General features: G+C 47.5%; 23 protein-coding genes. 9 read left to right on the top strand and 14 right to left on the bottom strand.

The genetic code is table 11. The features are described from left to right. Positions 1 to 82 precede the first annotated feature (82 nt). The 3 genes from P0Y67_RS02385 to P0Y67_RS02375 form a co-directional block, all read right to left on the bottom strand. On the bottom strand, positions 83 to 1,081 hold the full coding sequence (locus P0Y67_RS02385) for a sphingomyelin phosphodiesterase (RefSeq protein ID WP_342390589.1): 999 nt from the start codon (positions 1,079 to 1,081) through the stop codon (positions 83 to 85). Between the two features lie 265 nt (positions 1,082 to 1,346). Further along, a complete protein-coding gene (locus P0Y67_RS02380; protein ID WP_342390588.1) occupies positions 1,347 to 1,862 on the bottom strand; it encodes a hypothetical protein in 516 nt (171 codons plus the stop codon). Between the two features lie 101 nt (positions 1,863 to 1,963). Further along, complete coding sequence (locus P0Y67_RS02375; protein WP_027251074.1) at positions 1,964 to 2,818, bottom strand: lipase family protein; 855 nt, start codon at positions 2,816 to 2,818, stop codon at positions 1,964 to 1,966. Positions 2,819 to 3,127: 309 nt separating this feature from the next. On the opposite strand from P0Y67_RS02375, the gene P0Y67_RS02370 reads away from it, so the two are divergent. Beyond that, positions 3,128 to 3,802, top strand: coding sequence for a hypothetical protein (locus P0Y67_RS02370; protein ID WP_027251075.1), 675 nt, complete (start codon positions 3,128 to 3,130; stop codon positions 3,800 to 3,802). 275 nt (positions 3,803 to 4,077) lie between these two features. Then, the gene (gene sgrR, locus P0Y67_RS02365) at positions 4,078 to 5,775 is read left to right on the top strand and encodes an HTH-type transcriptional regulator SgrR (RefSeq protein ID WP_342390587.1); all 1,698 of its coding nucleotides are present in this window, start codon (positions 4,078 to 4,080) and stop codon (positions 5,773 to 5,775) included. An 18-nt stretch (positions 5,776 to 5,793) separates the two neighbouring features. Here sgrR and P0Y67_RS02360 read toward each other — a convergent pair whose 3' ends face one another. Beyond that, entirely contained in the window at positions 5,794 to 7,026 is a 1,233-nt protein-coding gene (locus P0Y67_RS02360; RefSeq protein ID WP_342390586.1) for a D-alanyl-D-alanine carboxypeptidase family protein, read from the bottom strand. Between the two features lie 425 nt (positions 7,027 to 7,451). On the opposite strand from P0Y67_RS02360, the gene P0Y67_RS02355 reads away from it, so the two are divergent. Together P0Y67_RS02355 and nhaD are read left to right on the top strand one after the other, a co-directional pair. Continuing rightward, complete coding sequence (locus P0Y67_RS02355) at positions 7,452 to 8,765, top strand: endonuclease (protein WP_342390585.1); 1,314 nt, start codon at positions 7,452 to 7,454, stop codon at positions 8,763 to 8,765. A 182-nt stretch (positions 8,766 to 8,947) separates the two neighbouring features. After that, positions 8,948 to 10,390 (top strand): sodium:proton antiporter NhaD, encoded by a 1,443-nt coding sequence (gene nhaD, locus P0Y67_RS02350; RefSeq protein ID WP_342390584.1) that lies wholly within the window; start codon positions 8,948 to 8,950, stop codon positions 10,388 to 10,390. Between the two features lie 43 nt (positions 10,391 to 10,433). Here the strand turns inward: nhaD and P0Y67_RS02345 are convergent, their stop codons facing one another. Beyond that, positions 10,434 to 12,020 (bottom strand): phosphoethanolamine transferase, encoded by a 1,587-nt coding sequence (locus P0Y67_RS02345; protein ID WP_342390583.1) that lies wholly within the window; start codon positions 12,018 to 12,020, stop codon positions 10,434 to 10,436. A 236-nt stretch (positions 12,021 to 12,256) separates the two neighbouring features. On the opposite strand from P0Y67_RS02345, the gene P0Y67_RS02340 reads away from it, so the two are divergent. Then, positions 12,257 to 12,784, top strand: coding sequence for a cytochrome b/b6 domain-containing protein (locus P0Y67_RS02340; protein ID WP_342390582.1), 528 nt, complete (start codon positions 12,257 to 12,259; stop codon positions 12,782 to 12,784). Between the two features lie 44 nt (positions 12,785 to 12,828). Here P0Y67_RS02340 and ltaE read toward each other — a convergent pair whose 3' ends face one another. The 5 genes from ltaE to P0Y67_RS02315 form a co-directional block, all read right to left on the bottom strand. Then, on the bottom strand, positions 12,829 to 13,833 hold the full coding sequence (gene ltaE / locus P0Y67_RS02335; protein WP_342390642.1) for a low-specificity L-threonine aldolase: 1,005 nt from the start codon (positions 13,831 to 13,833) through the stop codon (positions 12,829 to 12,831). A 287-nt stretch (positions 13,834 to 14,120) separates the two neighbouring features. Further along, a complete protein-coding gene (locus tag P0Y67_RS02330; RefSeq protein ID WP_342390581.1) occupies positions 14,121 to 15,842 on the bottom strand; it encodes an ArnT family glycosyltransferase in 1,722 nt (573 codons plus the stop codon). Then, the gene (locus P0Y67_RS02325) at positions 15,805 to 16,497 is read right to left on the bottom strand and encodes a TVP38/TMEM64 family protein (RefSeq protein ID WP_342390580.1); all 693 of its coding nucleotides are present in this window, start codon (positions 16,495 to 16,497) and stop codon (positions 15,805 to 15,807) included. The genes P0Y67_RS02330 and P0Y67_RS02325 overlap by 38 nt, the downstream gene beginning before the upstream one ends. Beyond that, a complete protein-coding gene (locus P0Y67_RS02320; RefSeq protein ID WP_342390579.1) occupies positions 16,490 to 17,239 on the bottom strand; it encodes a glycosyltransferase family 2 protein in 750 nt (249 codons plus the stop codon). The genes P0Y67_RS02325 and P0Y67_RS02320 overlap by 8 nt, the downstream gene beginning before the upstream one ends. A gap of 222 nt (positions 17,240 to 17,461) precedes the next feature. After that, positions 17,462 to 18,397, bottom strand: coding sequence for an IS30 family transposase (locus P0Y67_RS02315; RefSeq protein ID WP_342390578.1), 936 nt, complete (start codon positions 18,395 to 18,397; stop codon positions 17,462 to 17,464). A gap of 601 nt (positions 18,398 to 18,998) precedes the next feature. Between P0Y67_RS02315 and P0Y67_RS02310 the strand changes: the two genes are divergently transcribed. Together P0Y67_RS02310 and P0Y67_RS02305 are read left to right on the top strand one after the other, a co-directional pair. Next, positions 18,999 to 19,301 (top strand): hypothetical protein, encoded by a 303-nt coding sequence (locus P0Y67_RS02310; RefSeq protein ID WP_027251082.1) that lies wholly within the window; start codon positions 18,999 to 19,001, stop codon positions 19,299 to 19,301. Between the two features lie 227 nt (positions 19,302 to 19,528). Beyond that, positions 19,529 to 20,368, top strand: coding sequence for an isopenicillin N synthase family dioxygenase (locus tag P0Y67_RS02305; protein WP_342390577.1), 840 nt, complete (start codon positions 19,529 to 19,531; stop codon positions 20,366 to 20,368). A 92-nt stretch (positions 20,369 to 20,460) separates the two neighbouring features. Here the strand turns inward: P0Y67_RS02305 and P0Y67_RS02300 are convergent, their stop codons facing one another. Beyond that, positions 20,461 to 21,108 (bottom strand): hypothetical protein, encoded by a 648-nt coding sequence (locus P0Y67_RS02300; protein ID WP_342390576.1) that lies wholly within the window; start codon positions 21,106 to 21,108, stop codon positions 20,461 to 20,463. 89 nt (positions 21,109 to 21,197) lie between these two features. Here P0Y67_RS02300 and P0Y67_RS02295 point away from each other — a divergent pair, with 89 nt between their 5' ends. Continuing rightward, on the top strand, positions 21,198 to 21,431 hold the full coding sequence (locus P0Y67_RS02295; RefSeq protein WP_342390575.1) for a hypothetical protein: 234 nt from the start codon (positions 21,198 to 21,200) through the stop codon (positions 21,429 to 21,431). Positions 21,432 to 21,449: 18 nt separating this feature from the next. Here P0Y67_RS02295 and msrQ read toward each other — a convergent pair whose 3' ends face one another. The 3 genes from msrQ to P0Y67_RS02280 all read right to left on the bottom strand — a co-directional run bounded on the left by msrQ (position 21,450) and on the right by P0Y67_RS02280 (position 23,936). Continuing rightward, entirely contained in the window at positions 21,450 to 22,109 is a 660-nt protein-coding gene (gene msrQ / locus P0Y67_RS02290) for a protein-methionine-sulfoxide reductase heme-binding subunit MsrQ (protein WP_342390574.1), read from the bottom strand. Next, positions 22,109 to 23,119, bottom strand: coding sequence for a protein-methionine-sulfoxide reductase catalytic subunit MsrP (msrP, locus tag P0Y67_RS02285; protein WP_342390573.1), 1,011 nt, complete (start codon positions 23,117 to 23,119; stop codon positions 22,109 to 22,111). Before msrP ends, msrQ begins: the two co-directional genes overlap by 1 nt. Before the next feature lie 133 nt (positions 23,120 to 23,252). Further along, complete coding sequence (locus P0Y67_RS02280) at positions 23,253 to 23,936, bottom strand: cupin domain-containing protein (RefSeq protein ID WP_342390572.1); 684 nt, start codon at positions 23,934 to 23,936, stop codon at positions 23,253 to 23,255. A 251-nt stretch (positions 23,937 to 24,187) separates the two neighbouring features. Here P0Y67_RS02280 and P0Y67_RS02275 point away from each other — a divergent pair, with 251 nt between their 5' ends. Further along, on the top strand, positions 24,188 to 25,312 hold the full coding sequence (locus P0Y67_RS02275) for a fatty acid desaturase (RefSeq protein WP_342390571.1): 1,125 nt from the start codon (positions 24,188 to 24,190) through the stop codon (positions 25,310 to 25,312). Positions 25,313 to 25,516: the final 204 nt, after the last annotated feature.

Raw genomic sequence — 25,516 nt, 5'->3', positions numbered from 1 at the left:
TCGGTTCGTCAAAACTTAACTCAGGCAAACAGGCAGAAGGAGCACTCAGGTGCTCCTTTTTCTTGGCGTTTTAATCGCTTTTTTATTGATCCGGGAACACAAACTCAGCCTGCACTGGGTAATGATCAGACAGATCGCTGTAGTAGCCATTATGCCAGAACTCACCTTCAGGTAATGGCCATTTGCCTTTCAGGTAATGCCAGTACCATTGTTCATCGGCTTGCAGTTTCACCACTTTCATTGCTGCTGGTACTGAGGGTTGCAGGTAGTCTTGATGCCAAAGGACATAATCCAGGGTATCGTTGTAGTTGAGTGAGTAACCGTCCCTGTACGCACCAGATTTGGTGATCCAATTGTATTTGGCAGAGAAGCTGCCGGTGCTCGGATCGGGAAAAAACAGCTGGCTTTGTGTCGTTGTCAGCATGTCTGCAATCTGATCCTGGCGGCTCCACTCCACATTCAGATCGCCTGCAATAATAACGGGCTCTGAGGTCGGAATAGCTTGTGCTGAAATGAAACTCTGCATTTCAGCCAGCTGTGCCATGCGCACCGGGTGTTCTTTATCCGGGTTGTCAGTGCTGGATTGCAGGTGTGTACCAAGCAGATGAAAGCGCTGACCATTTTTGTCAATTTCGACGTAGGCAAAGCCTTTGTTGGCATAATAATCCCAGGTGCTGTTGTCGCTGGCGTGATAAACATGCGCTTTCTGGCTCACAATGGGGTAGCGGGACAATATTGAGACACCGCCACGCACAACCACAACAGAGTTGGAACAATCTCCGGTTAATGCATCCCATCCCCGGCCGCTGCAATCTAAGCCCACAACCGGTGTTTGATATGGATACAGAGACGCCAGTTCATTAAGCATGACTTCGGAATCTGGATTGAAGGCTTCATTGATGATCAGCACATCGGGTAAGTTTTTCAGGGCAGAAATCGCAGCGGGTATCCGCTGGGCGCGATTGGCCTGATCCCAATCACCGAAAGAGAGTAACAGCGTGTTATACGCCATGACGTTTAACGTTTCTGCCTGAGTGAAGGATGACAACAATAACAAAGTTGTCCATAACATTTTTTTCATCGCCAGTGTCCTTGTTGATTAATTAAAGAGAATCATTCTCCCGATGAAATGATAGGTGTGCTTATGTTAAGAAGTTGTTTCTTTAAGATGAAAGTTAACGCTAACCAACAGAAAAATAAGGATAATTGAGAAATAACTCGAAAAAGTGAAATTTAGCTAACAGTAATTACAGGGATGAGATCTGGGTGGGAGCAGGTGTCAGGGGGAAACAGCAATGGCGCGATGGATCAGTCTGTACCGGCAAGCAAAGTACAGACTGGCGGGCTTAGCATAACCACAACGTTTCAGATTTCTCAGACGCTTGCTGAATAAGCCAGCTTGTCATAGCAGCGACAAGTTCATCATGATTTGGCAGCGGAAGCGCACAGATGTCGCTGATTAAGGTGTCTGTCGGACTGTCCGGGTCGGTAAACAGCATACCGCAGGCTGCAGGCTTCCCCTGATAGAACCCCACGAACAGTTGGGCCGGACAGTCGGTCTCCAGCATGATTTGCGTCAGAAACTCTATGACAGCGTCAGACTCTTCATTTTGCCATTGGCTGGCATGAACCAGAGAAAACCGGATAGTGAGAGGGTGGCAATCGACAGGATAGACACTCAACAAATCTGAAGGCGAAGCGAAATCAGCAGCTTGAACTGAGTTGACTGTCAGTTCGTTCTGCGCGATGTGATAGAGGGCGAGCCCCTGCTTGCTGAGCGCTGTGGGAAACTCAGCGTCCGTAATATGACTGGCCATCCAGGCATTTTTTTGTGCGAGCAACTGTGTGATTTGAGAATGCATATCTTCGATTTCTGCTGGATTCAGCCTCAAAGATACATGAAACAGGCAAAAGAAGGTATGTTAAATTTTTACAATTTCGCTGTTTCAGCGTGAGTCAGGAATCAGTGTTTATCAAAGTAATCCTTATTCCTGATGTATTTGTGCATATAGTGGTAAGTGATAGGGCGCAATATCCAGCTCACCAGTGACTTGTACAGTCTGACCGGTGTCGAGATGTTGTCGTAGATTTTTTCGTTGTGCAGCCAGAGCATTTTACCTACATGCCAGTGCATCAAAGGAATAGCCGGCAGAAAGGTGACTATGTCCAGATCGCAGCATATTCGGTAGGTGCAGTGATGGTAACTGTAGGCTTGCCTGAAGCTCCAGAAGCCGGCCGCCGGTTGCCCGAAAGTCACAACCCGTTTGATGGCGTCAGGAAACTCTTTGCCCAGCCTTTCCACTGTCAGCACCGCCATGGCACCACCGGAGGAATGGCCAGTGAAAGACACCCTTTTTCCGTTGCTGATCAAGGGTAACAGGGTTGAGCGAATTTGCTGGTAGAGCGATTCATCCTGAAAATGCTTTGCATCAGCAGCTTGCAGATAATCAATTTCTTGTGAAGCCGACATGGAGGGGAACGCCTCTGCGTACCGATTTGAGTCTATTTTACTTTTCTGTTCCAGAAGAAAGTGATAGCCCCAGTGGACATGATAAGGCTTATGTCTTCCTGGCAGCTTTTGCGGAAAACACGCAAAGTTGAGTAGCCAGTCCCACAGGTTTTGCGATCCTTTGAACACGACTATGGCTTCATTCTGCTCTCCCCAGAGTACCCGGATAATGGTTCGCCCCCATCTGTCGGTAATATCTCGCCGGCCTGCCGGGTCAAAGCCATACTGGGTATGGTCAAAGTCAGCCGGATAAGCCTGTCGGCATAAAATGGCGTAGCGTTCGTACTGATAGCGTTTAAGTTTCTTCATACAGTCGGCAAATTGGTGCTTCTGTGTGTGATGTCTCCCCTGAGGCTAACGGGTTAACATCGCAAATTCATGACAATATGACAGTTACATTTTGGTGTAACGTTTCTCTCAAGTTTCTCTTAACATTCACTAATTCAATGATCAAAGCATAGCGCTGCTTGTTTTTTGTTCTTTATGCTGTCATTTTGGGTGGGTAAACTATGCGCATCTGGCATTGTGCGCACAGTGTGCCATGTTGTTTAGGGCATATCCCGAAAGGGAATCACAAGGACAATTGCTAAATTGAAGCCAACTTTAGGAGAATGACTGATGGAAAATGGTTTACAAAAGGCTTTGCAACAACAATGGTCTTCACCGGTGTTTGACCCTAGCCTGTACTTTTCTCACGTTGAAACCTGGATGCAGGTTCACCGTGCATGGGAAGCCATTGCGGCGAAGCAGTTTACCCGGGCAACACACGACGGCTATGACAACACCCTCAAGCAGATTGAACAGGCAGACAAGGTATTGAATGAGAAAGTGCAGCAAACCAAAGAGCAAGGACTGGTGTTTCCGTTCGATATGATGCAGTTAGCCAGTGAGAATATGCTGTCGGGTTGGCTGGCGATGACGGGTCAGGAAAGCGCCGCTGCAGACAATTCTCAGCAACTGGAAGAGTTGGAACAAGCGTTAGCGCTTATGACGTCTGAGTGTGAAAAAGCACAGAAAGCCAAGCAAACGGCACAGCGCAATCAGCGTAAAGTGAAAACCGATCTTGATGCCAGCACGGCGAAAGTGGCATCACTGAATGAAGAACTCCGGGCGGTCAAAGCGGAACTGGCTGAAGCCAATAAGCTGGCTAAAAAAGAGCAAACAGAATTGCTGGCCGGACAGAAAACGCTGCAAAATGAGAATGATGCGCTGAAAAAGCAACTGAAAGAATTGCAATCCCAGCAGATGTCACAAACTAAAGCATCACAAACCAAATCATCAGACGTGTCCTGAAAAACGGGTCAACCGAATGCCGTGTACATCAAGCGCCGAAAGGCGCTTTTTTGATCGGGCAGGGAAAAGGCAACCGGATAAACACTCAGGCACCGAAGACTGGGGGAGGTCTTCTTTATCCGGTTGCCATAGAATGAAACCAGCCAGCTAAGTGCTTCATTCTGTATAAGAATAACGGGCAGAAGCTGAATGCGGCGGTTTCATGTAACAGCAATGTAGACTAAAATAGGGAAACAAAAAATTGAAAATCCCAATTTAAAAGGTTCCCCTTTTCTATGAGTGGTCAGCGTCTGAAAACGCAATTCCAGCGACTTTATAGCCATTTTTCGGGTCAGGACAGCGATACAAACTTACAAGACATTTCTGATGTGCTGTTTTGCACGCGCCGCAATGTACGTATGGTCATCAACAAGATGGTCGAGAAGGGATGGATCGACTGGGAACCGGCTATCGGTCGCGGCAAACAGTCACGGTTAGTCTTTCATAGCACGGATACTGAGCTGCAGTATAATCACGCCCGCAAGCTGGTTGCCGATGGCAAACTGGAACCCGCTCTGGAAGCGCTGGGGCACGATGCTAATAAGCTGGCTCAGCTCATACAGGAACAGCTTGGACTGAGCACACAAAAAGGGCGTCAGATCGTTCGCGTTCCGTATTACCGCGCGTTTACCAATCTCAATCCGCTTCGTCCGCTCCGGCGTTCCGAGCAGCATCTTGTACGGCAGATTTTTAACGGACTGACACGGATTAATGAGGAAAAAGAGGAAACCGAAGGCGATCTGGCTCATCACTGGGAGGCCTTTTCTGCCCGCCACTGGCGGTTCTATCTTCGTCCTGCTGTTCGCTTCCACGATGGCAGTCTGCTGGACAGCCAGGATGTCGTAAAGAGCCTCGAACGCCTGAAAGAACATCAGTTATTTTGTCATCTCAGCCATATTTCATCTCCCTTCCCTAATACCATTGATATTCGTCTTAGCCACGATGATTATCGTTTGCCTGATTTGCTGGCCAACATCATGGCGGTGATTCAGCCAGCCGAGCTGGACAGTGAAAAGGAAGCGGATTTGTTTCCTGTGGGCACCGGGCCTTACAAAGTCACGCAAAATGACAGGCAGCGTTTGACACTGGAAGCATTCGATCACTATTTTGGATTCCGGGCCCTGATAGATGTGGTCGAGATCTGGATATTAACCGGTGTCACCGCCTGCTATCTGCAACCCGGAACCGATAGGGTTGTAGAACAGATTAAAGACGTGAACGATCAGCTGACCCTGGATGAAGGTTGCAGCTATCTGTTGTTAAACAGAGTCAATGGCCTTGCCAGCGATCCTGAGTGGCAGGCGTATTTTCAGAGCCGGTTTGGGCCAATGCAATTGCTGTCGAGGATGAACCCGGCAGAGACAGGCGATATCCGTCTGATCAATGCTTTTGGGTTGTTACCCGGCTGGACCGATCTTAACCCGCTACCGATAAAAGCCGCTGTTCCAGCTAAACGCATGGTGACGTTAGCGTTTCCTCAGCATCATCCGGTTTACCATGAACTGGCCCGGGCGATCGATAGCGTTCTGGCCGAAGACGGACTGAGACTCAAAGTGATGGAGCTGAGCAACACAGATGTGCTGATGGGTAAGCACGCGGATAAAATCGACATCTGGCTAAATGGCATGAGCCTGAGTAATCACAGGGATGATGCTTTTCTGGCCTGGCTTTACAGCTTCGACCATATCTCACGGGCAATGCCTGACAATGAATTTGATTTGCTAAATCAGCGCGTTAAAGCATGGCGTTCAGAGCATGGCAGAGTGTGTCCCAGCCATGACATAGGCGCGAGTCTGGTTAAATCAGGGCAGGTGATCCCTTTATTTCATGCCTGGTTAGGGGTGTACAGTGCCGGTCCGGTACAAGGTATGGAGCCCAATTCCATGGGATGGTTTGATTTCAAATCCGTCTGGCTCAAACCGGGTCTGGAATAGACCCGGCCGCTATGTTGTTTATTGCGTGGTTTCAGTGATGGCTTTTTCGGTTCTCGGATCCCAGTCCTGATCACTGAACCAGCGTCCAATCGGGCGCCAAACGGTATCTATCATGGATTTGTACCATGGCGCTTTTTCTGAGGTTTCCGCGGCAAGAATCGGCTGAACTGTCAGTAGCTGCTTGTCGAGATACCACTCGACTTTGCCAACCTGCTGGCCTTTGGTGACAGGGGCTTCCAGGTTAGCGTTATAGAAGACCTTGTGCTCCAGGCTTTTTCGCTGGCGGCGCGGTACAGTAAGAACGCCGCCATCACCCACTTCGACCTGAACGTTTGACGGAGAGCCATACCAGACTTTGGCTTTTTTCAGTGTATTATTGTCAAAATCGGGTTTGAGATCCTGATAGAAACGAAAGCCCCAGGTCAGTAATTTTTTGCTCTCATTGCGGCGGGCATTGACGTTTTCTGTCCCTAATACCACGGCTATCAGCCTGAAATCATTTTGTGCTGCTGAAGAGACCAGGCTGTAACCTGATTCTTTGGTGTATCCGGTTTTCACGCCATCGGCATTGAGGCTGGTGTCCCAGAGAAGCGGGTTACGGTTGCCTTGTTTGATGTTGTTGAAAGTGAATGATTTGATTTTAAACATTTCATACATTTCAGGCAGATCATGAATAAAAGCCCGCGTCAGCAGCGCCATGTCATAAGCGGTTGTCGCTTGCTGATCATTATCCAGACCATGTGGATTGGTAAAATAGGTATTATTCATACCTATTTTTTCAGCCTGGCGGTTCATCATTTCGATAAATGCTGAAGTATGTCCGGCAACATGCTCAGCAAGCGCCACAGTGGCATCGTTGCCGGAAGACACGATCACACCATGATTAAGATCGTCAACGGAGACTTCATCGCCTACTTTGATAAACATGACGGAAGAACCCGGAAATTTTTGACTCCAGGCATTTTCGCTGATCACCACTTTGTCGTCATCGTGAATATGACCCGCTTTCAGCTCAGTTCCGACCACATAACTTGTCATAATTTTGACCAGGCTGGCGGGGGCATGCGCTTTGTGCTCATTACTGCCGGCGATCACTTGCCCCGACTGGTAGCTCATCAGCACCCAAGCGTCAGCGGCTATCTCAGGAGGGCTGGGTATCAGCGGCTCTTCTGCTAATACGGGGGGAATCAAAGAAAGGTACAGGCCGGTTGTAAAGCATACCAACGCGGGTCTAAACAGTGTTTTTATCATAGTCCAGTGCCCCTATTCAGATGACGCCGAGTGATACCAACCAAAATACAGGTCTGCATATTTTCCGGTCCGACAACCCGTGATTGAGATGGATTTTTTGTATTTATTGTCACGAGTTAGGTTAATTTTCGCTTTATCACTGGCTGTTACATTTCATGAAAAATCTGACCATACATAGATTCTGATTGGTACTACTTCCAGCTTAGTAAAAACTCTGTTCTTGAGGATATTTTTTACCGCCTGCCCGTATCGTTTAGCCAATGACGCTGTCAACGAACCTCTTCATGTTTGTTTCATATTCTGTTGTTAATTTGATGTAGTTATCAAAAAGGTAATAGCCCATTCATAATTTTGTTCATAAATCGAGATTTGTGTGCAACTTTAACGCCTTAACATTTTGTTAACAAAAAATCACAGGGATATACATGAAACGAGCAATAACACTGCTGGGACTTTTAACATTCGGAGTGCAGGGCGCGGCAGTCGCTCAGGTCAGTAACGGCGACTTTGAAAGCTGGAGTAATGGGAGTCCGGATCATTGGACCACTATAGATTCAGGGATCAGTGTAGATGTAACCAGCAGTCAGGTTTATTCAGGGAGCAGTGCTGCGGCAATAACCGTCAATACTGGAACGCAAAGTTCAACGGATTTTCGTCAGACAGTCAGTGTGACTGATGGGGAAACTTACGAATTCAGTGTCTGGGTTTATCACACTGAAGGCGGGGTGGCCGCACGTTTGTATGTTGATGGTTATCTGGAATATTCCACACCTGAAACTACCGGCCAGTGGCAGCAGCTTAGTTATAGCTATACAGCCGCGAGTACCACCAGTATTGAGGTAGGGTTACGTTTCTATGACCAGCCGGGTTTTGATGGCTCAGAAATTGTTTATGTGGATCGGTTTGAACCCACCGGCAGCGATGGCGGCAGTTCAGGAGGAACAGGCTCAGGTGGCGGGCTGAGTGATCTGTCGAGTTACTATCAGACGGCTGAAGGATTGACCGGATATACACTGAAAACAGCACTGTACAATATCATCAAGGATCACAGTGCTCAGAGCTATAGCGATCTGTGGACGTTTTACAGCACATATGAACGGGATGACAGCTATGAAAATGACGGCTCTATTCTGGACATCTATTCGGAGAATCCGTCGGGAACCGATAGCTATACCTTTACGCCAGGTAACGATCAATGTGGCTCCTATAGTGGTGAAGGCGACTGTTACAACCGCGAGCATTCTTTCCCTCGAAGCTGGTTCGGCGGGGCCGTAGCACCGATGAATACCGATGTGCATCATGTGTTCCCGACCGATGGTTATGTGAATGGCAGACGAAGCAGTTATCCTTACGGCGAAGTTGGCAGTGCGACTTACACTTCTGATAATGGTTCAAAGCTGGGTTCGTCTGCATCCGGCCTGAGTTATTCGGGGACTGTGTTTGAGCCTGTAGATGCTTTTAAAGGTGACATTGCCCGGGCTTATTTTTATATGGCCACCCGCTATCAAAACGTGATTTCCGGCTGGGAATCGAATAACACATACGGCGACGCAGTGTTGAACGGAACCAGTGATCAGGTGTTTGAAGAGTGGTTCCTGACGATGTTACTGCAATGGCACCAGGAGGACCCGGTTAGCCAGAAAGAGCAGGATCGCAACGAAGACGCTTACAGTTTCCAGGGCAACCGCAACCCGTTTGTCGATTATCCGGAATTTGTGACAGAAATATGGGGGCAGTAAACACCTCTCAGTCAGGGACCCGTTTGGGTCCCTTTCTTTTTTTCATTAAACGGTTGTCTCTGCGAAGAGTGAAGCACCACAAATTTTTGAGTAATTTCATCGCATTATTGCTGTTCTGAACCACAATATAAAAAATGCAACAGTGTACTGTTTGTTGAGTGTGTTGTCTCATGGAGTAGAGAATGCGTAAAAATGTGTCTTACTTTGTCCTTTTTCTGATCTTGCTCGGATGCCCCTTTTTAGCCAGTGCCAGTACCGACGGTACGGGCTTGGATCTGACCCGGACGACTATCGGCTATATCGCCATTCTGATATTTGTGGTGGCATATGGGTTGGTGATGGCGGAAGAATATCTGCAGCTTCGCAAGTCAAAACCTATGCTGCTGGCGGCAGGTATCATCTGGATCATGATTGGTTTTGCTTATAAAGAGCAGGGCGCGATTGAGACGGCACATATTGCGCTTGAGAATAATTTACTCGAATACGCCGAGCTGATGTTGTTCTTGCTGGTGGCAATGACGTACATCAGCGCCATGGAAGAGCGACGACTGTTTGATGCCCTACAAGGCTGGATGGTCAGTAAAGGGTTTAACTTTAGAACGCTGTTCTGGCTGACAGGGTTTCTGGCATTTTTTATCTCTCCGGTTGCCGACAACCTGACCACGGCGTTACTGATGTGTGCCGTGGTCATGAAAGTAGGCGGGGAGAACACCCGTTTTATCAATCTTGCCTGCATCAATATCGTCGTGGCTGCCAATGCGGGCGGTGCATTCAGCCCGTTTGGTGATATCACCACGCTGATGGTCTGGCAGGCCGGTCTGGTTCGGTTCACCCAGTTTTTTGAGTTATTTGTTCCTGCGCTGGTGAATTATGTGGTGCCAGCGTTAATCATGTCTTTCTTTGTGCCGCGCACCAAACCTGACACCATCAGCGAGTACGTGGAACTAAAACGAGGGGCACGGCGTATCGTGATTCTGTTCTTGCTGACGATACTGACGGCGGTTGGTTTCCATGCTTATCTGCACTTTCCACCGGTCATGGGGATGATGATGGGGCTGGCTTATCTCTCTTTGTTTGGTTTCTTTCTGCAAAAAACCTTGCCGCGTTCACTGGAGAAAAAACGAGCAATAGCCATGGCCAATAATGACAGTGCGGCGCTGGAACGTCTCGGCTCTGTGGTGCCCTTTGATGTATTCAGACGAATATCGATGGCGGAGTGGGATACCCTGCTGTTTTTCTATGGTGTGGTGATGTGTGTCGGAGGCCTGAGCCTGTTGGGGTATCTGAGTGTGGCTTCGCACCTGATGTATACACAATGGGATCCTATGTGGGCCAATATTTTCGTCGGTGTTCTTTCCGCTGTGATTGATAATATTCCGGTTATGTTTGCTGTGCTGACCATGAACCCGGATATGTCGATTGGCAACTGGTTGTTAGTCACTTTAACGGCGGGCGTTGGCGGCAGTTTGTTGTCGATTGGTTCTGCCGCCGGTGTTGCTCTGATGGGTGCTGCTCACGGTAAGTATACCTTCTTTGGTCATCTCAAGTGGACACCGGTTATCGCACTGGGGTATGTATTGAGTATTGTAGTTCACTTAATGATGAATTCTGCTGAATTTGGTTAGTATCAAAAGGGGTTACTGTTAAAGCTAACCCCTTTTGATCTTGTCACGAACGTTTACAGGTTACAGTGATATCCAGCTCCGGATTTTTTGCCGATGTAGTGACACCATACAAGCCAATTAGGGTATGGAAGAAATTATCCTGAGACAAATGACTATTTTTAGCCAGGTTTGTAAGACAGTTTTTATCGATACCTTTTGCATCAGCGTATTGGTCTGGGAGCCACATTAACCAAGGCACGGTTGTTTGCTCACTGGGTGCAATAGTATATGGCGTGCCGTGTAAGTATAAGCCATTTTCACCCAGTGATTCACCGTGGTCTGAAATATACATCATGGCAACATTATATTTATTCTGATAGGTTTTCAGCTTAGTGATCAGCTTTGATAAAAAATAATCTGTATAGGCAATAGTGTTATCATACGTATTACGAATCTCTGCATCTGAACACTTTTCAATGTCTTTTCTTTCACAAGCAGGTGTAAATAAAGTCATCGATTTTGGGTAGCGTTGATAATAGGTTGGTCCGTGACTGCCGATTGTATGTAAAGTGATAAGTTTGCTGCCTGGACGATCAGCAATTTCTTTATCTAAGTCAGTCAAAAGAATCTCATCATGGCAAGTATCACCGTCACAGAGAGGGCTATCTTGTATCGGGTTGGTACTAATTTTTGCAAAATTCCTGGCAACACCTTTGTCACCACCATCATTGTCTTTCCATAGTAAGTTCACACCCGCATGCCCAATAACATCCATGACGTTGTCTTGATTAGTGGCTTTGCTCTTCGTGTAATCGGAACGATTCATATTAGAAAACATACAGGGTACCGAAACTGCAGTTGCTGTGCCACAAGAGGAGACTTGTTGGAATGAAATCAACCCCATATCGGCTGTGTAAGGATTAGTGTTTCGTTGATATCCGTTGTAGTGAAAATTCATTGAGCGTGCTGTTTCACCTAACACAACAACGAAGAGAGTGTCTTTTTTGTTATCTGAGGGTTCCAGTTTTGCATCTTTACCTATGTTCAGGTACGTTTCAGGAAACGTTAAATATGTGCGATTGATGTATTTAAATGTGTTATAAACATGAGCGGGATTAATCATCTTATTTAAATAAGAGTTATTTCTTCCGACTGAAGCAAAGTCTTTGTAAAAAAATACGGCGATCATAAAAATACCAATTAACGCGCACAAAATCAGTATCAATCGTTTAAGAGCTTCCTTTAATATAGACTCTGAATAGGTAATGTCAGTTAAAAATATCATCAGAGATGGCGCCAGCCCGAAAAACAAGAAGTAAAATGAAGAGTGTGTGTTTACGTAGGAGTTAGCTTCACTTGAGTTAGTCTCAAAAATATTTTCTATCATGCTGTAGTCAAACATCACTCGATATTTCATAGACGCATAAAGCGCAATAGAAGAGGTGGTTAACAAGAGTATCGAAGCGGGTTTGTAAATAAATGGTTGACATACAAAAGAAAAAATAATGATAAAACAAAAAAACAAAAGAAATGGCACGCTAATGACAAAGGGCGTCATCTGGTACTGGCTGAGTTGGTATATCTTTGTTGTTAAAGGAATATTGAAAACAAATGCATAGTAAAATGCAAGCAATAAAATAAAGAGATTCATGCTCAATGTGATACGGTTCTGGAGCAAGTTTTTTATTGAAAATAGCATATTAATTAACTGTATTGTTCTTTGATGCTTGAAATATGGAGGATGAAACTTAAGAGAAGCTTAAGATGTGTGATTGATTCTGACTTGGCTTGGATATCTGGATAATCGTGTTTTCTTAAGCTTTTCTTAAGATAACCCGTGAATACTCTATCAATGTGTTTAACTTTTGAATTCTGAAGGAACCCGAAATGGCTACTCAAGATCAGACTGGCATTTTATGGGATCGATTCGTCAGGTTTATACATTGGTCCGTAGCGGCTCTTTTTTTTACTAATTTCTTTTTTACCAAAGAAGGCGGAGATATCCATGAATGGGTGGGCTATGCCATGGTAATGCTCATAGTTGCGCGATTGCTTTGGGGAAGCAGAGTCGATGGTGCGGCAAGACTGAGCAGTTTCAAACCGTCTGTTGAGAAAGCGCGGCTGCATATTAATGAGTTGGTGCAAACAAAAAAAGATGATCACCATGGGCATAACCCGTTAGGGGCCATGATGGTGTGGTTCCTTTGGGGGGCATTATTATTGTGTGCCTTATCAGGTTGGGCTGCACACGAAAAACTATTTGATGCCAAAAAATTGTTTGAAGAGATCCATGAATTCTTAGTTAACATGACATTGGCCGCGGTTATTCTGCATGTTGCTGCGGTACTCGTCATGACTAAACTGACCGGAAATAATTATCTGCGGGGCATGTTGACCGGTAAACGGAGCAAGTAGCTATGACCTGCCGCAACGTATGGATTGCGGCAGGACAGGGGACGTTACAGTAGTGTCTTCAACTCAGAGATCAGAGAGTCAATATCTTCACGGTTTACATCCAGGTGGGTCACCAAACGCATTGGATTTCCCTGACTCAGGAGGATCCCTTTTTCTTTCAGTGTTGAAAGCAATTGCGTCTGATTAATGCCATCGTCCACTTTAGCGAACAGAATATTGGTTGCTACCAATTCTGGTTTAGTGCTGAATCCCGGCACAGTGTTTAACTGCTCTGCTAAATAACGGGCATTGTCATGGTCTTCTTTCAGGCGGGCCGCATTTTCCTGAAGTGCGATTTTACCCGCTGCGGCCAGAATACCTGCCTGGCGCATGCCGCCACCCAGCACTTTGCGCCAGCGTCTGGCTTTTTTGATGAATTCTTTATTGCCAAGTAACAGCGAACCCACAGGTGCGCCCAGCCCTTTCGACAGGCAAATCGTAAACGAATCGAAGTATTTGACTATTTCGGTGATATCAACATCCAGCGCTGCCACAGCGTTGTAAACCCGGGCACCATCCAGGTGCAGCGAGAGGCCGTGTTGATCCACAAAAGCTCTGGCTTCAGCCAGATAGGACAGCGGAAGCACCTTGCCGTTAATCGTATTTTCCAGACTGAGCAGTCTGGTACGTGCGAAGTGGCTGTCGTCCGGCTTGATCGCAGCAGCCAGCTTATCAAAAGGCAGTGTTCCGTCTGGCAGGTTCTCGATCGGTTGCGGCTGAATTGAGCCCAGCACCGCCGCGCCGCCGCCTTCAAACTTGTAGTTGTGCGCCTGCTGCCCGCACAGGTATTCATCCCCGCGTTCGCAGTGAGCGATCAGTCCCAGTAAGTTGGCCTGCGTGCCGGAGCTGCAAAAAAGGGCGGCTTCAAAACCATGTCGCTCTGCAGCCCAGAGTTCCAGCTCATTGACTGTCGGATCATCCCCGTAAACATCATCACCAACGGCAGCATTGGCCATTGCCTGACGCATGGACAGAGAAGGTCGTGTGACAGTGTCAGAGCGGAAATCGATGTATCGTGAAGCAGATATTTGAGCGGAGTGGCTTTCTGTCATAGGGAAATTCCATGTATTGGATGAAGGTGGCTGTCGTTGCCGTTACCAAATGGTTCAATATAGCATGAAAAGTGGTTTGGTCAGTGAGTCTCATGCCATCTATGCAGAACCTAAGTTGAGCATAAATAGTCAGAAGTTAATCAGGAGCAAATGAATCTGTTTCTTACATTTTTATTCATCACCTTGTTGGCTACGGTGCTATTGTCATTAGCTAGTGTATATTTTCGTCCGTTGCAGGGAAGTTATTACCAGGGATACGGCCGCTGAGTGACGAACTTCCTCATTGATTTGGGTGGTTCACAGTCTGGTTCTGCAGATGACGGATCAAACAGAATCCAATGACGTCGATGGGCCAGGCCCATATCCCTTCCTTTGCTCATGATAAAGCAACTGACCTCCGCAGAATCCGGGATCAGAATAAAGCGATCCGGCGCTTCGTGCAGCCATTTCCAGGCGCGTTGTTCCTGTTCGGCAATCGGGGCAAGGTAGCTGAAATGGGTGACGGTTTGTGGCGAAAAGAGTATGTGCTGCTCTTTGAAATTGACTAAACCGAGTTCAGAATCATGACCGACACTGTGAGCAATCTCTGCCATCATAGCCTTTGGGGTACGGTTTGGATCCAGTAAATGATATCCCCAACTGGCAAAAATAAGCCAGGTGACTGCGAGTAATGATCCCATGGTCAGATAGGCGTTACGATCGCGTCTGTACCAGAGTGTCGCCAGCCATATCCCACCTGTGATGCAAAGCATGACACCGGCTTGTAAAGTCTGTTCTTCAAGCTCGCGAACGGCTTTTTCTAGCCCAGCGATACCCGCGATACCGCCGATAAACAATACGACGCCAATCAGGGTCAACACACCCATAATCAGCCAATGGAGCCACCGCTTGTTGTCCAGAAGGTTAACGGCCGGGCTAAGCGCCAGTGCCAGCATAGGTAAAGCGGGAAGAACATAGACACCGCGTTTCCCGGGGCTAATGCTGAAGAAAATAACCACCAGAACAACCCAACTCAGCAGCACCCAAACAATGGGGTACTGTTTCCAGGACTCGCGTAAGGGTTTCCAGAAAGCAATGATCATAAAAGGCAATGGAAACCAGAATGCCGGGATCACAGACGAAATATAGTAATGCCAGGGTTGCAGATGTCCCAGCGAATTTGCATAGCGTTCGGCTGTCTGCCTGAACAAAATGTTATCCCGATATGCCTGAAATTGCGGGTCATCACTGGTGCCGGTCAGGATAAGAAGAGGGATCAACCAGGCTGCAATAATGGCTAACATCACCAGTGGTCCAAACCAGGCTTTTTTAGCAAACGCTCCAGATAGTGCATGACGTTGCGGAAAGGCATAGACAGCAATTGGGATGAGCATGAACATGGGTAAAAATCCCACCCCTTTTGTGATTACGCCGAGCCCCATCACCGCCCAGGCCAGAAAATATAATCGCCAGTTTGGCGATATGAAAAAGTGACGTATAAGACAATAGCAGGATAGGGTAATCCAGCAGGCAACCATGGCATCGATTTGGGCATTTTTTGCCTGAATCAAAAACTGAGGCGCCAGTAACAGCAGGAAAAGGGCTGTTCTTGCCGTTTTAACATTCCATAATCTGCGGGCTACATCCCAGACCAGCACTAACGTTAACAAGCCACATAATGCGTTCGGCAGCAGGAAAGAGACTTTTAAATTGCCTGTTATCCAGTAAAAAAAAGCGATGCTCCACATGAAGACAGGCGGTTTGTCCGGGTATAACTCACCCCCTCGCATTGGAAAAAACCAGTGTCCGGTCGCGACCATTTCTCTGGCAACTTCGGCAAAACGTGGCTCGTCAGCAGGCCAGGGAGCCCGCCAGCCAATTCCCCAGAAGAGCAGGATAATCGCTATTGCAAACAGCAGGATGCTAAGGTTATCCCACAGATGTCTCGATTCATTGATCGTATGGCTTTGAACCTGATTTGATGGCATGCGTAGCGTCCCTGGTCGATTTTTCCCGGTTGAAGTACAGATAGATCCCTAATGCACTGGATAGAACAAAGAGCACAATACTGATGGTCATCTGGTTATGGTCTGACAGCCTTACGCCTGAGCCAGCCATAGCAAATACAGCGGTTTGCGGTAAAAAGCCTAAAAGAGAGCCTGTTACGAAAGCGCCAGTTTTAAGCTTACAAGCACCAGAAAACAAGTTGGTAAAAAGGTTGCTGCCGATAGGGAGCAAACGAATAATGAGAATTTTCTTGACCGGGTCACGAAGCAAGGATTTCTCGAACAAACGCAGATACTTGGAAAAGCGTTGTTCAAGTAACGGGCCGATGATATGCCTTGCCACAAGGAAGCAGCCCATCGAACCTGTCAGAGTCACCAGCAAAGCGATCACTATGCCAAGTGTCCCACTAAACAAAAAGCCAAACAAAAATGCGATGGCCTGACGCGGCCCGCCTATTGCAATAAAAACAGTTGCGGATACGTAAAGGGACAGCCATTTCAGTGGTCCGGCATGGTCTAGCCAGTGAGCAATAAGATGATGATCAGTGAATGACGGTATCCAGTCATTGCGAATGACCATGTAAAGAGCCAGAAGGCAAACCAAGGTCACTGCCACTTTGACATACAGCTTATTCATGGGGTGCCTGTTGGCTGATTTTTTCTACGCGTGGACTTTTCGCGCGATGGCTGAGCCATACCACGCCACACATATCAATTAAGCCGACCCAGGCACGGTTGAGGGCAGTGTATTTTGATGTGCCTCCCCAGCGACCTCTGTGGTTGACTGGCACCACATCAATGTGTCCCTCAACACGGCGGATCAGTGCTGGTAAAAAACGATGCATGTGGTCGAAATATGGAAGCGCAAGATAACTATTACGAGGAATCAGTTTCAGGCCGCAGCCTGTATCTTTGACGCCATCTTTGAGTACAGCCTGACGAATGGCATTGGCAAATCTGGACTGAAAGCGCTTCCATTCTGTGTCCTGACGTTTTTTGCGATAGCCTGCAATACAAAAATGCGGATTATCCTGCTTGGACGCTGCTTCCAGCAACGCCGGAATATCTGCCGGGTCATTTTGCCCGTCGCCATCCAGCGTGACTATCCACTTTCCCTTTGCCTGATTTACCGCCGTCAACAGAGCGGTACTTTGTCCAACAGAATGCTGGTGACGAACAACGGTTAATGCCGCATCAGGGTGCTTCTGTCCCCATTCTTCACATACGGCATAGGTATTGTCACTGCTGCCGTCATCAACAACGATAATCTCGTACTGGCAGTGAGCGGTCAGTGCAGATTTGATTTCACCCAGCAGCGTTGGAAGGTTCATTGATTCATCTTTGGCAGGAATTACAGCAGAAACAAAAGGGTAGGTCACAACACATCACTCCATGAAATTCAATTTATGCATCTTTCCGTCTACAAATTCTGCGAGCCAGTATGGGAGTAGTTATTGCAGAAAGTCCCTCATAACATATCAGGCTGATTTGACTGTTTTATTATCCTTTTTGCACATTCAGTTATTACAGATATAGCATAAAAATCAGTTGGATGGGTAAAAAGCCCCGAATTCAACTTCGAAGTGCGACACTCTCCAATATCAAGCAGCCAAAGCCATTTCTTCAAATACAATGGCTGGCTGCTTGAAGCCTAAACACTTTCTTGGACGATAATTTATCCGCGATAAAGCGAATTCAATATCGCTGTCTGTTACCGCTGTTAGGTCGGTTCCTTTCTTCACATATTGCCTTAAAAGACCATTAGCTCCACGTTCCCAAGAGCTGTAAGGGTGAGCAAAGTACACATCAGCCTCCAACTCCTTTGCGATGGTTTCATGACCGGCAAATTCTCTCCCGTTATCTGCCGTGATGGTATGGACATGTTTCTTATAAGGCATCAGTAGTTCTATTGTGGCTTTGGTAACATCATCTGCTGACTTAGAGGGCACTTTCTTTACCACGTAAAATCGTGTTTTACGCTCTAAAATAGTCACCATAGCTCCAGTGCCGTGCTTGCCTAATACGGTGTCGATTTCCCAATCACCAAATCGCTCCTTACTGTCAACGATGCTTGGCCTATCATCGATCGAAACAGCATTCTTGATCGCTGGCGCTTTCTCTTTTTTACCGCGACGATACCGCTTGTGTCCTTGCCTCAAGTGGCGATATAACTTGCCACCCAAGCGCTTATCCTGCGCAACAAATCGGTAGATCCACTCATGGCTGACAGCGGCACCGATTTTCGTTAATACACTGGAAATCTGCTCTGGACTCCAATCCGCTTCTAAAAGGAGGCGGATAAAATCAACACGCTCCTGAGGTATTCGGTATTTACGCGCTGATGTGCGTTTTTTGATTGATAACGCCTGGGCTTCGTTTGGGCAATAATGACTGCCTTTGCGGCCGCGTTTAAGCTCCCGGTATACCGTAGAGCGATGGAACTGAACTGTTTTAGCTATTTCAGAAACCGAAATTCCCCGTTCCAAAAGAGCAGAAATCTGGTATCTTCTGCCCTCGGTCAACTGCTGATAATTCATGGTAGTACTGCTTGTTTCTTTGGCGAGAAGAGCGTACCACTTTCAGCAGTTGGCTTCCTCTTCTACACCTTCCCATGAATGTCGCACTTATTATCTGAAATCGGGGCATATCTGTGGTTTGTATTGAGTTGGAATATGGAATAATTGATAAACCCGGAAATAAGAATGGTTCGTTTTTGTAAGGATCAAGTTTTCATTTGGATATCAAATTTTATAACCATATTTTTTATATAGGGCGACAGTCTCAAAAATGTATCACGCATCTGAAAATGTAACGGCTTCACTCATATGAAGAAACGATGACCGTCGATCATCGAAACGTGTACAGCAACATGATGGCGGATGTACCGCTGATAATGATTTTGAATAAGTAATTGATGCCTGATAACAAAGTATTGAGTGAGCAGATGATGACTTAAAACGAGTGGCAGATTCAGCCAATTATCGTGATTGATACCGATCGATCCTTTTCTGGCTGCATAAGAAAAAAGTATTATTTTTCCTAAGCTTAGGGTAGCTCTGATTTGGGAAGAATTTACTCGCGTAACTGAATCTTTGACTACACTTTTAATTGCGAGTCAACTGAGTGGAGGAAAGGAGGATGTTAGCTGAACACCGGCAGTACCTGTTACCAGGCGGTAAAGGATACCATTTGGATGTGAAGGTTATACCTACTGGTTTTCTTGAAGTTGAAATTATGGAAGAACACGATAAGTTTTTGGCTGAGTTTGAAGAACTTTCGTTTCTGTCAAATGGCAAAAAAACTGAGTTAGTTTGTCGAGATCATGTCGGTGGTGAATGTGTACGCTGGCAAGTGGATATGGCGAGTGATGATGCCCGGGAGCTCGCTAAACTGATCGAACTTGCTGAGGATGAGTTTGAGTTGCTAATGCGTGATCTATGACGAATTATCAGCATCGAATTCTGCGAAACAAGCCCTGCTTCGGCAGGGTTTTTCGTATCTGGCGTTCGTAACACGCAATCGGTTGGGCAATCGTTTCTTTCAATCAACACTCTGTTTCTGTCAGGCCCTGGCTTGTGGGTTGTTCAGGCGGTATTGAAGGTCTAAAATCCTTGTCACAAGATGCGATTAACGCATAAATCTACGCCCTACCGTAAAAGAAGAACAGAATGAAATTAGAAGCCATTGACTTTACCGCTGACGATGCACAAGAGCGTTTCGTTGAATCACTGCGCGAAACAGGTTTTGGTGTCCTGAAAAATCACCCCTTACAGCAAGAGCTGGTCAGCGCCATCTATCATAACTGGCAAGCGTTTTTCGACTCTGAAGATAAATACGCTTTTCGTTTCAATGCTGACACGCAAGATGGTTTCTTTCCGCCAGAGATCTCTGAAACCGCGAAAGGCCATGATCAGAAAGATATCAAAGAATTCTTTCACTATTACCCCTGGGGCCAGTGCCCTGACACACTGAAAGACGAATTACAGAACTATTATGCCCAGGCCAATGCGCTGGCGGCGACCTTGCTGTCCTGGGTGGAAAAGCACTCACCTGCAGAGGTATCTGCACTGTATTCGCAGTCGCTATCCAGCATGATTGAGAACAGCGACAAAACCTTGCTCCGCGTTCTGCATTACCCGCCTCTGAAAGGTGAGGAAGAGCTGGGTGCTATCCGTGCCGGTGCCCATGAAGACATTAATTTGCTGACTGTGCTGCCTGCTGCCAACGAGCCTGGTCTGCAGGTCAAAGCGAAAACAGGCGAGTGGCTGGATGTGCCGTGTGAATTCGGTAACCTGATCATTAACATTGGTGACATGCTTCAGGAAGCGTCTGGCGGTTATTTCCCGTCTACGACTCACCGTGTGATCAATCCTGAAGGCGCAGATAAAACCAAATCGCGTATTTCGCTGCCACTTTTCTTGCACCCGAAACCTGACGTTGTCTTGTCAGAGCGCCATACCGCCGACAGCTACCTGATGGAGCGTCTGAAAGAGCTGGGCCTGATTTAATTCGGTCACCCTAATCAAAAAACGCCAGCTCAGTGAGCTGGCGTTTTTGTCTGGCACATCAAGGCTGAATCGAATCTTTGATCAGCCAGCTTTCACTGCCTGCATGTTGGGGCATGGATATTGGGGTAGTAGGCTGTCATCACTGCGTAGCGATGCAAGGTGGTATTCGTGTGCAGTCGTTTGAGCGGGTGGTGGAGTTGAGTAATACCCTGGGTGAGTTCGAACTGACTCTGCAGTTGTCCTGTTAAAGACAATTCACTGGGTAGCAACTTGATGCCGTCCTGCAGGTAGCCCTGAATATTATCCGGCATCTGACCAAGCCACCAGGACGGAAGTTGTTTACTGGCTTTGCTTCGGTCAAACCAATGGTCAGACAGTAACAGTAAGTGATGATCACCGGTTGGCGTCAGTTGCTCCAGCGTCAGGCCGATAGCCTGGAAAAGCGTTGAACGCCGCGCCAGATTAGCGCTTTGAAGGCGGTGCGCGATAACCCACAGGGTTGTTTCGCGGGTCCGTATCCGAAAGACAGGAGGCATAATCACATCATCGCATTCCACTTGTTCAAGCGTGGCTGTCATGCCCTCCTTTTCCAGTGTCGCCAGAATACGCCGACACATCAGCCTGCCTAAATGACGATCGCGCATGCCTCGGTTATGCACCGTGGGGTAATGTTGGGTACACAGCTGTAAACAGTCAGCCTGAAACTGTTCGATACTGACGGCAACTAACTCACTGATCAAAAACAGCTTAACCTCACGTGTTCGGACTCGACATTGATAATGGGTATACCGCTCTATGATATTGCCAGAGCGCATAGCAGAAAAGGGTTATGTGCCTGAATAATCTGAACCTGTATCAAACTTATGCGTTTAGTTTGAAATTATATCCGTTTTTCGGCATCGAACGGCCTGAAGCAGGAAGAGTGATGGAAGCGAGCCAAATGTTCTGTGGTGCTCACTACGCCGAAACAGACAAGCGTGCAGTGACTAAATACTTAAGCAAGACCACAGAGCTGGCTGCCAGCCAGCAGCCAGATCTGAGTTGTGAGGAAAATATGTCATGAATCCAGAGAAGCGTTGCGTTATCTTTCTTCAGAAGGGGTGTGCTGAGGAAATTTAGGTAACCATCGCTTGAAGGTTTTTCGCCGGAAACTCAATAGCATCAAAGCCCCGGCAATATAGAGTGCCGGTTCCACAATACCGGATTTCACTGACCAGTAGTAATGAACCGGTGCCAGCACAGCGACCAGATATACCCAGTAGTGCAGCTGTTGCCAGCGCTTGCCTAATTTTCTCTGCATCCCCTGGGTGGAAGTAATGGCAAGGGCAAAGAGAATTAACCAGCATACTGCACCTATAGTCAGATAGGGCCGCTCGACTATTTCACTGGCCAGCAAGGACCAGTTGAGATTCAGATCCAGCAGTACATAGACTAAAAGATGCAGGGCTGCCCAGAAAAAGCTGTAAAGGCCGAGCACCCGACGCACTTTCACTAACGCGCCTTGCTTGAGCAGCTTTGCAACCGGGGAGACCAGCAGAGTGATAAAGAGTGTATTGAGCGCCGCTTTACCCGTAAAGTGACTCAGGCCCTGAACAGGGTCTGCTCCGAGCCGGCCGTTCAGAAGCTGAAAAGTCAGCATCGCCAGAAAGCCCATCGACACCAGATGAATCAGCGTTTTTAACGCAGTAATGTGAGCGGGCTTAAGCCGGATACTTTGCAAGGTGCGCGCCAGTTTCTGCATTAAAAGAATTTCCTCAAATCCATTCCTTTATAAAGCCCCGCAACTTCAGAGGCATAACCGTTGAATGGCAGCGTCGGTTGCCGACGGCTGCTGAACAGGTTGCCCTCGCCAATAAAGCGTTCACTTGCCTGGCTCCATCTTGGGTGATCCACTTGTGGATTCACGTTGGCGTAGAAACCGTACTCATTAGAAGCGAGCAGGTTCCAAGTAGTTGGCGGTTGCTTATCCGTCAGGGTAATTTTGACGATAGACTTGATGCTTTTGAAGCCGTATTTCCATGGCACCACCAAGCGCAGCGGTGCACCGTTCTGCGGTGCCAGCGTTTTTCCGTATAAGCCGACAGCAATCAGGGTCAATGGGTGCATCGCCTCGTCCATTCGCAGGCCTTCAACATACGGGTAATCTATCCCGCCACCCAACCGGCGAGATGCCTGTCCCGGCATCTGTTTCGGGTCGTACAGTGTCTCGAAAGCGACATATTTTGCGTGACTGGTTGGCTGCGCATATCTCAGCAGTGACGCCAGCGGGAAGCCGATCCAAGGCACGTTCATCGACCAGGCTTCGACACAACGCAGGCGATAGATGCGTTCTTCAATCGGGAAGCGTTTAAATATGTCGTCATAATCGAGTGTGAAAGGGCGGGCAACCATGCCGCTGACATCCACTTTCCATGGATCGGTCACAAAATTCGCTGCCCGGCGTGCAGGATCAGACTTGTCGGTACCGAATTCATAAAAATTATTATATTTCAGAATTTTGTCTTCAGGTGTTAAAGACAGGTCCGGGTGAAAACGTGTGGAGTCGGGGGCGTTGAGCGCACGTCGGCGATCCGGTATTTTTTCGTCCTCACCAAAAATATCAAAAACACTGGCCTGTGCTTGCGTGGCTAAGGGCAGGGTTGCCAGGGTGATCCCCAGCTTTTTGAGAATGTCGCGGCGTTGGTGATAAACCGACTCCGGTGTGACATCACTTTCCTTCAGTTGCCAGGGCGGGGTTGATTTAATACGCATGTGCATCCCTTATGTGCGGTATAAATTTACTGATGTGTTACAAGAGACCTGAATCAATCAGAAAAATTTCATCTGCACGGGTATTAAAAGGCTGAAAGCCAGGTTGCCGCAGTTTGTGATAACCGCCGGACTGTTATTGAGTGATATGGCCTGTTTTCACTAACAGCAGACAGCCATCTTTTGTTGCGGGCTGATGAGAGCTGCCCGGCGGAGTTCGCAGCCAGAAGCCTTCGTCATATTCTCCCCATTCATCATAAAAGCTGCCAGCAAGGATATAAACTTCCAGGCCGCCGTCGTAACTTTGCGGCGGTAGCGTTGACCCCGCGGGCCATTGCATGATGACAGTGCGATCTGAGCCATAGCCATGCAGCGGAAGCACGGACTGACCGGGGTAATGGCCGGGCTGCCATCTGGCGTTATGGGTATCAATCCTGAGCGGTTCCCTATCGCCTTCCGGAAACATGTTCAGTTTGACATACAAGGTACAGCCGCTGTCGCTGGCAGGCGCATGCCGGGTTTTCGCCGGGTTACGGATATAAGTGCCTGCCGGGTAGTGGCCAAACTCGTCCTGAAAGATACCGCTGACGACAAAGATCTCTTCGCCGTTTGGATGGTAATGGCTTGAAAAGTGCGTGTTGGGTTCATAACGGACCAGGCTGGTGACTTCACCTGACTCTTTCGCCTCCCGTTCCAGTGGAATACGCCACACGCCAGTTGCCGGGGATGCCATCCAGTGCTGTGCCTGGGTATTGATCACCACACGTTTATCACGGTTCATGTTAATCGGCTCAAAGGGAGCCTCGGAGCTGGGCATCATGGTTTCGTCTCCATGCGTAGGCGTTAAGCTGCTTCCTAAAGTGTAGTTAATTCACTGCAGCCGGAAAGTCTGCTGAGCGGATCTTGTATCGTGAAGGTTTAAGGCGACTGGCAGCTTTTTTGGACGCATATTTCTGCATTTAAAATGTCAAGCTGTGATGTAAAACAGTAAATCTCAGACTTTTACGATTGACCTGAGCGGGATGCTTGCTATTCTAGCGAACACTTGTACGCCGAAAGACAGAGAATGACATGTCACATCCAAAGCCGCCAATCATCTGGCTAAATTTGATTATCTTTACCGTTACCTTTTCCATCGCTGCGATTGGTGCACCCCTTTATGCTTACTTTATCGGGTTTGACTGGCAGCAAGGGCTGATGCTGCTGGCAGCGTTCAGCTACTGCGGGCTGTCGATTACGGCGGGTTATCACCGCCTCTGGTCGCATAAGGCGTATGAAGCAAATGCCGCTGTGCGTTTTATCTATGCGATTGGTGGCGCATTCGCGCTGCAAAACAGCATTCTGCACTGGTCGTCTGATCACCGGATCCACCATCGCCATGTGGATAATAACGATGTTGATCCGTATTCCGCCAAGCGTGGTTTTTTCTACAGCCACATCGGCTGGATGCTGCGTGAATATCAGGCACATCGCTACACGGATTACTCAAACTGCCGTGATTTACAAAAAGATAAGATCGTCATGTGGCAGCACAAGTATTACGTACCGCTGGCTGTGGCGACGAATGTAGGCATACCGCTGCTGTTTGGTCTTTTACACGGCGATATCTGGGGAGCGTTACTGCTGGTTGGGGTTGTTCGTCTGGTGCTCAATCATCACACCACTTTCTTTATCAACTCTCTGGCTCATATCTGGGGTTCGCAACCTTATACGGATAAAAATACGGCGCGGGACAATGGTTTTCTGGCTTTTCTGACCTTTGGTGAGGGGTATCATAACTACCATCACATCTTTGAAAATGACTACAGGAACGGGATTCGCTGGTGGCAGTTTGACCCGACTAAGTGGCTTATAAGAAGTCTGTCCTGGTTAGGTCTTGCCAGCAACCTGCGTACTTGCCCGGAAGATAAAATTGAAAAGGCGAAGGCAACTATGATGCTTAAACGCATTCAGTCCCGCCTGAGCACCGGGCCGGATAGCAGGGTTGTGCTGCAAAAAGTGGAAGCAGAGTATGACGTGCTGATACAGAAAATTTCAGAGTACTATGCAACCCGAAAACAATTGCTTGAAGTGAAAAGGCAGGCGCTTCGCGAACAGTACGACAATCTGGATATTGTGAAGCAATATCAGGAAATAAAGGCCCGGCTGGAACAACAGCGTCGTGACTGGAAACTGCTGACAGCACAATATGCCTGAGTCTGGATCGGGTGAACGAAAAAGCGGGCAATGCCCGCTTTTTTTGTACGCATAATTCTACATAAGTCCCATTGCTTACAACCCACCGCCACTTTATTGACGTAAACCTGACCTGGTATTTGCAGGAGCTGGGTACACTGACAGTCAAACTCAGAAAGTGATCAAAGCTACATTTTGTGTCATATATAAGAAAATCACAGTCAC

The organism is Photobacterium sp. SP02 (assembly GCF_038519165.1).
Taxonomy (GTDB): Bacteria; Pseudomonadota; Gammaproteobacteria; order Enterobacterales; family Vibrionaceae; genus Photobacterium; species Photobacterium halotolerans.
Note: the sequence above shows the minus strand (reverse complement) of the source record. Positions and strands in the feature narration are given on the sequence as shown.

Bases quoted from the DNA above. Each gene is read 5' to 3' on its own strand.
- P0Y67_RS02330 (WP_342390581.1), bottom strand. From the start codon at position 15,842: ATGCCATCAAATCAGGTTCAAAGCCATACGATCAATGAATCGAGACAT.
- P0Y67_RS02345 (WP_342390583.1), bottom strand. From the start codon at position 12,020: ATGAATCTCTTTATTTTATTGCTTGCATTTTACTATGCATTTGTTTTC.
- P0Y67_RS02315 (WP_342390578.1), bottom strand. From the start codon at position 18,397: ATGAATTATCAGCAGTTGACCGAGGGCAGAAGATACCAGATTTCTGCT.
- P0Y67_RS02280 (WP_342390572.1), bottom strand. From the start codon at position 23,936: ATGATGCCCAGCTCCGAGGCTCCCTTTGAGCCGATTAACATGAACCGT.
- P0Y67_RS02380 (WP_342390588.1), bottom strand. From the start codon at position 1,862: ATGCATTCTCAAATCACACAGTTGCTCGCACAAAAAAATGCCTGGATG.
- P0Y67_RS02310 (WP_027251082.1), top strand. From the start codon at position 18,999: ATGTTAGCTGAACACCGGCAGTACCTGTTACCAGGCGGTAAAGGATAC.
- P0Y67_RS02355 (WP_342390585.1), top strand. From the start codon at position 7,452: ATGAAACGAGCAATAACACTGCTGGGACTTTTAACATTCGGAGTGCAG.
- P0Y67_RS02305 (WP_342390577.1), top strand. From the start codon at position 19,529: ATGAAATTAGAAGCCATTGACTTTACCGCTGACGATGCACAAGAGCGT.
- P0Y67_RS02325 (WP_342390580.1), bottom strand. From the start codon at position 16,497: ATGAATAAGCTGTATGTCAAAGTGGCAGTGACCTTGGTTTGCCTTCTG.
- P0Y67_RS02360 (WP_342390586.1), bottom strand. From the start codon at position 7,026: ATGATAAAAACACTGTTTAGACCCGCGTTGGTATGCTTTACAACCGGC.
- nhaD (WP_342390584.1), top strand. From the start codon at position 8,948: ATGCGTAAAAATGTGTCTTACTTTGTCCTTTTTCTGATCTTGCTCGGA.
- msrP (WP_342390573.1), bottom strand. From the start codon at position 23,119: ATGCGTATTAAATCAACCCCGCCCTGGCAACTGAAGGAAAGTGATGTC.
- P0Y67_RS02275 (WP_342390571.1), top strand. From the start codon at position 24,188: ATGTCACATCCAAAGCCGCCAATCATCTGGCTAAATTTGATTATCTTT.
- P0Y67_RS02340 (WP_342390582.1), top strand. From the start codon at position 12,257: ATGGCTACTCAAGATCAGACTGGCATTTTATGGGATCGATTCGTCAGG.
- P0Y67_RS02385 (WP_342390589.1), bottom strand. From the start codon at position 1,081: ATGAAAAAAATGTTATGGACAACTTTGTTATTGTTGTCATCCTTCACT.
- msrQ (WP_342390574.1), bottom strand. From the start codon at position 22,109: ATGCAGAAACTGGCGCGCACCTTGCAAAGTATCCGGCTTAAGCCCGCT.
- P0Y67_RS02375 (WP_027251074.1), bottom strand. From the start codon at position 2,818: ATGAAGAAACTTAAACGCTATCAGTACGAACGCTACGCCATTTTATGC.
- P0Y67_RS02370 (WP_027251075.1), top strand. From the start codon at position 3,128: ATGGAAAATGGTTTACAAAAGGCTTTGCAACAACAATGGTCTTCACCG.
- P0Y67_RS02295 (WP_342390575.1), top strand. From the start codon at position 21,198: ATGTGCCTGAATAATCTGAACCTGTATCAAACTTATGCGTTTAGTTTG.
- sgrR (WP_342390587.1), top strand. From the start codon at position 4,078: ATGAGTGGTCAGCGTCTGAAAACGCAATTCCAGCGACTTTATAGCCAT.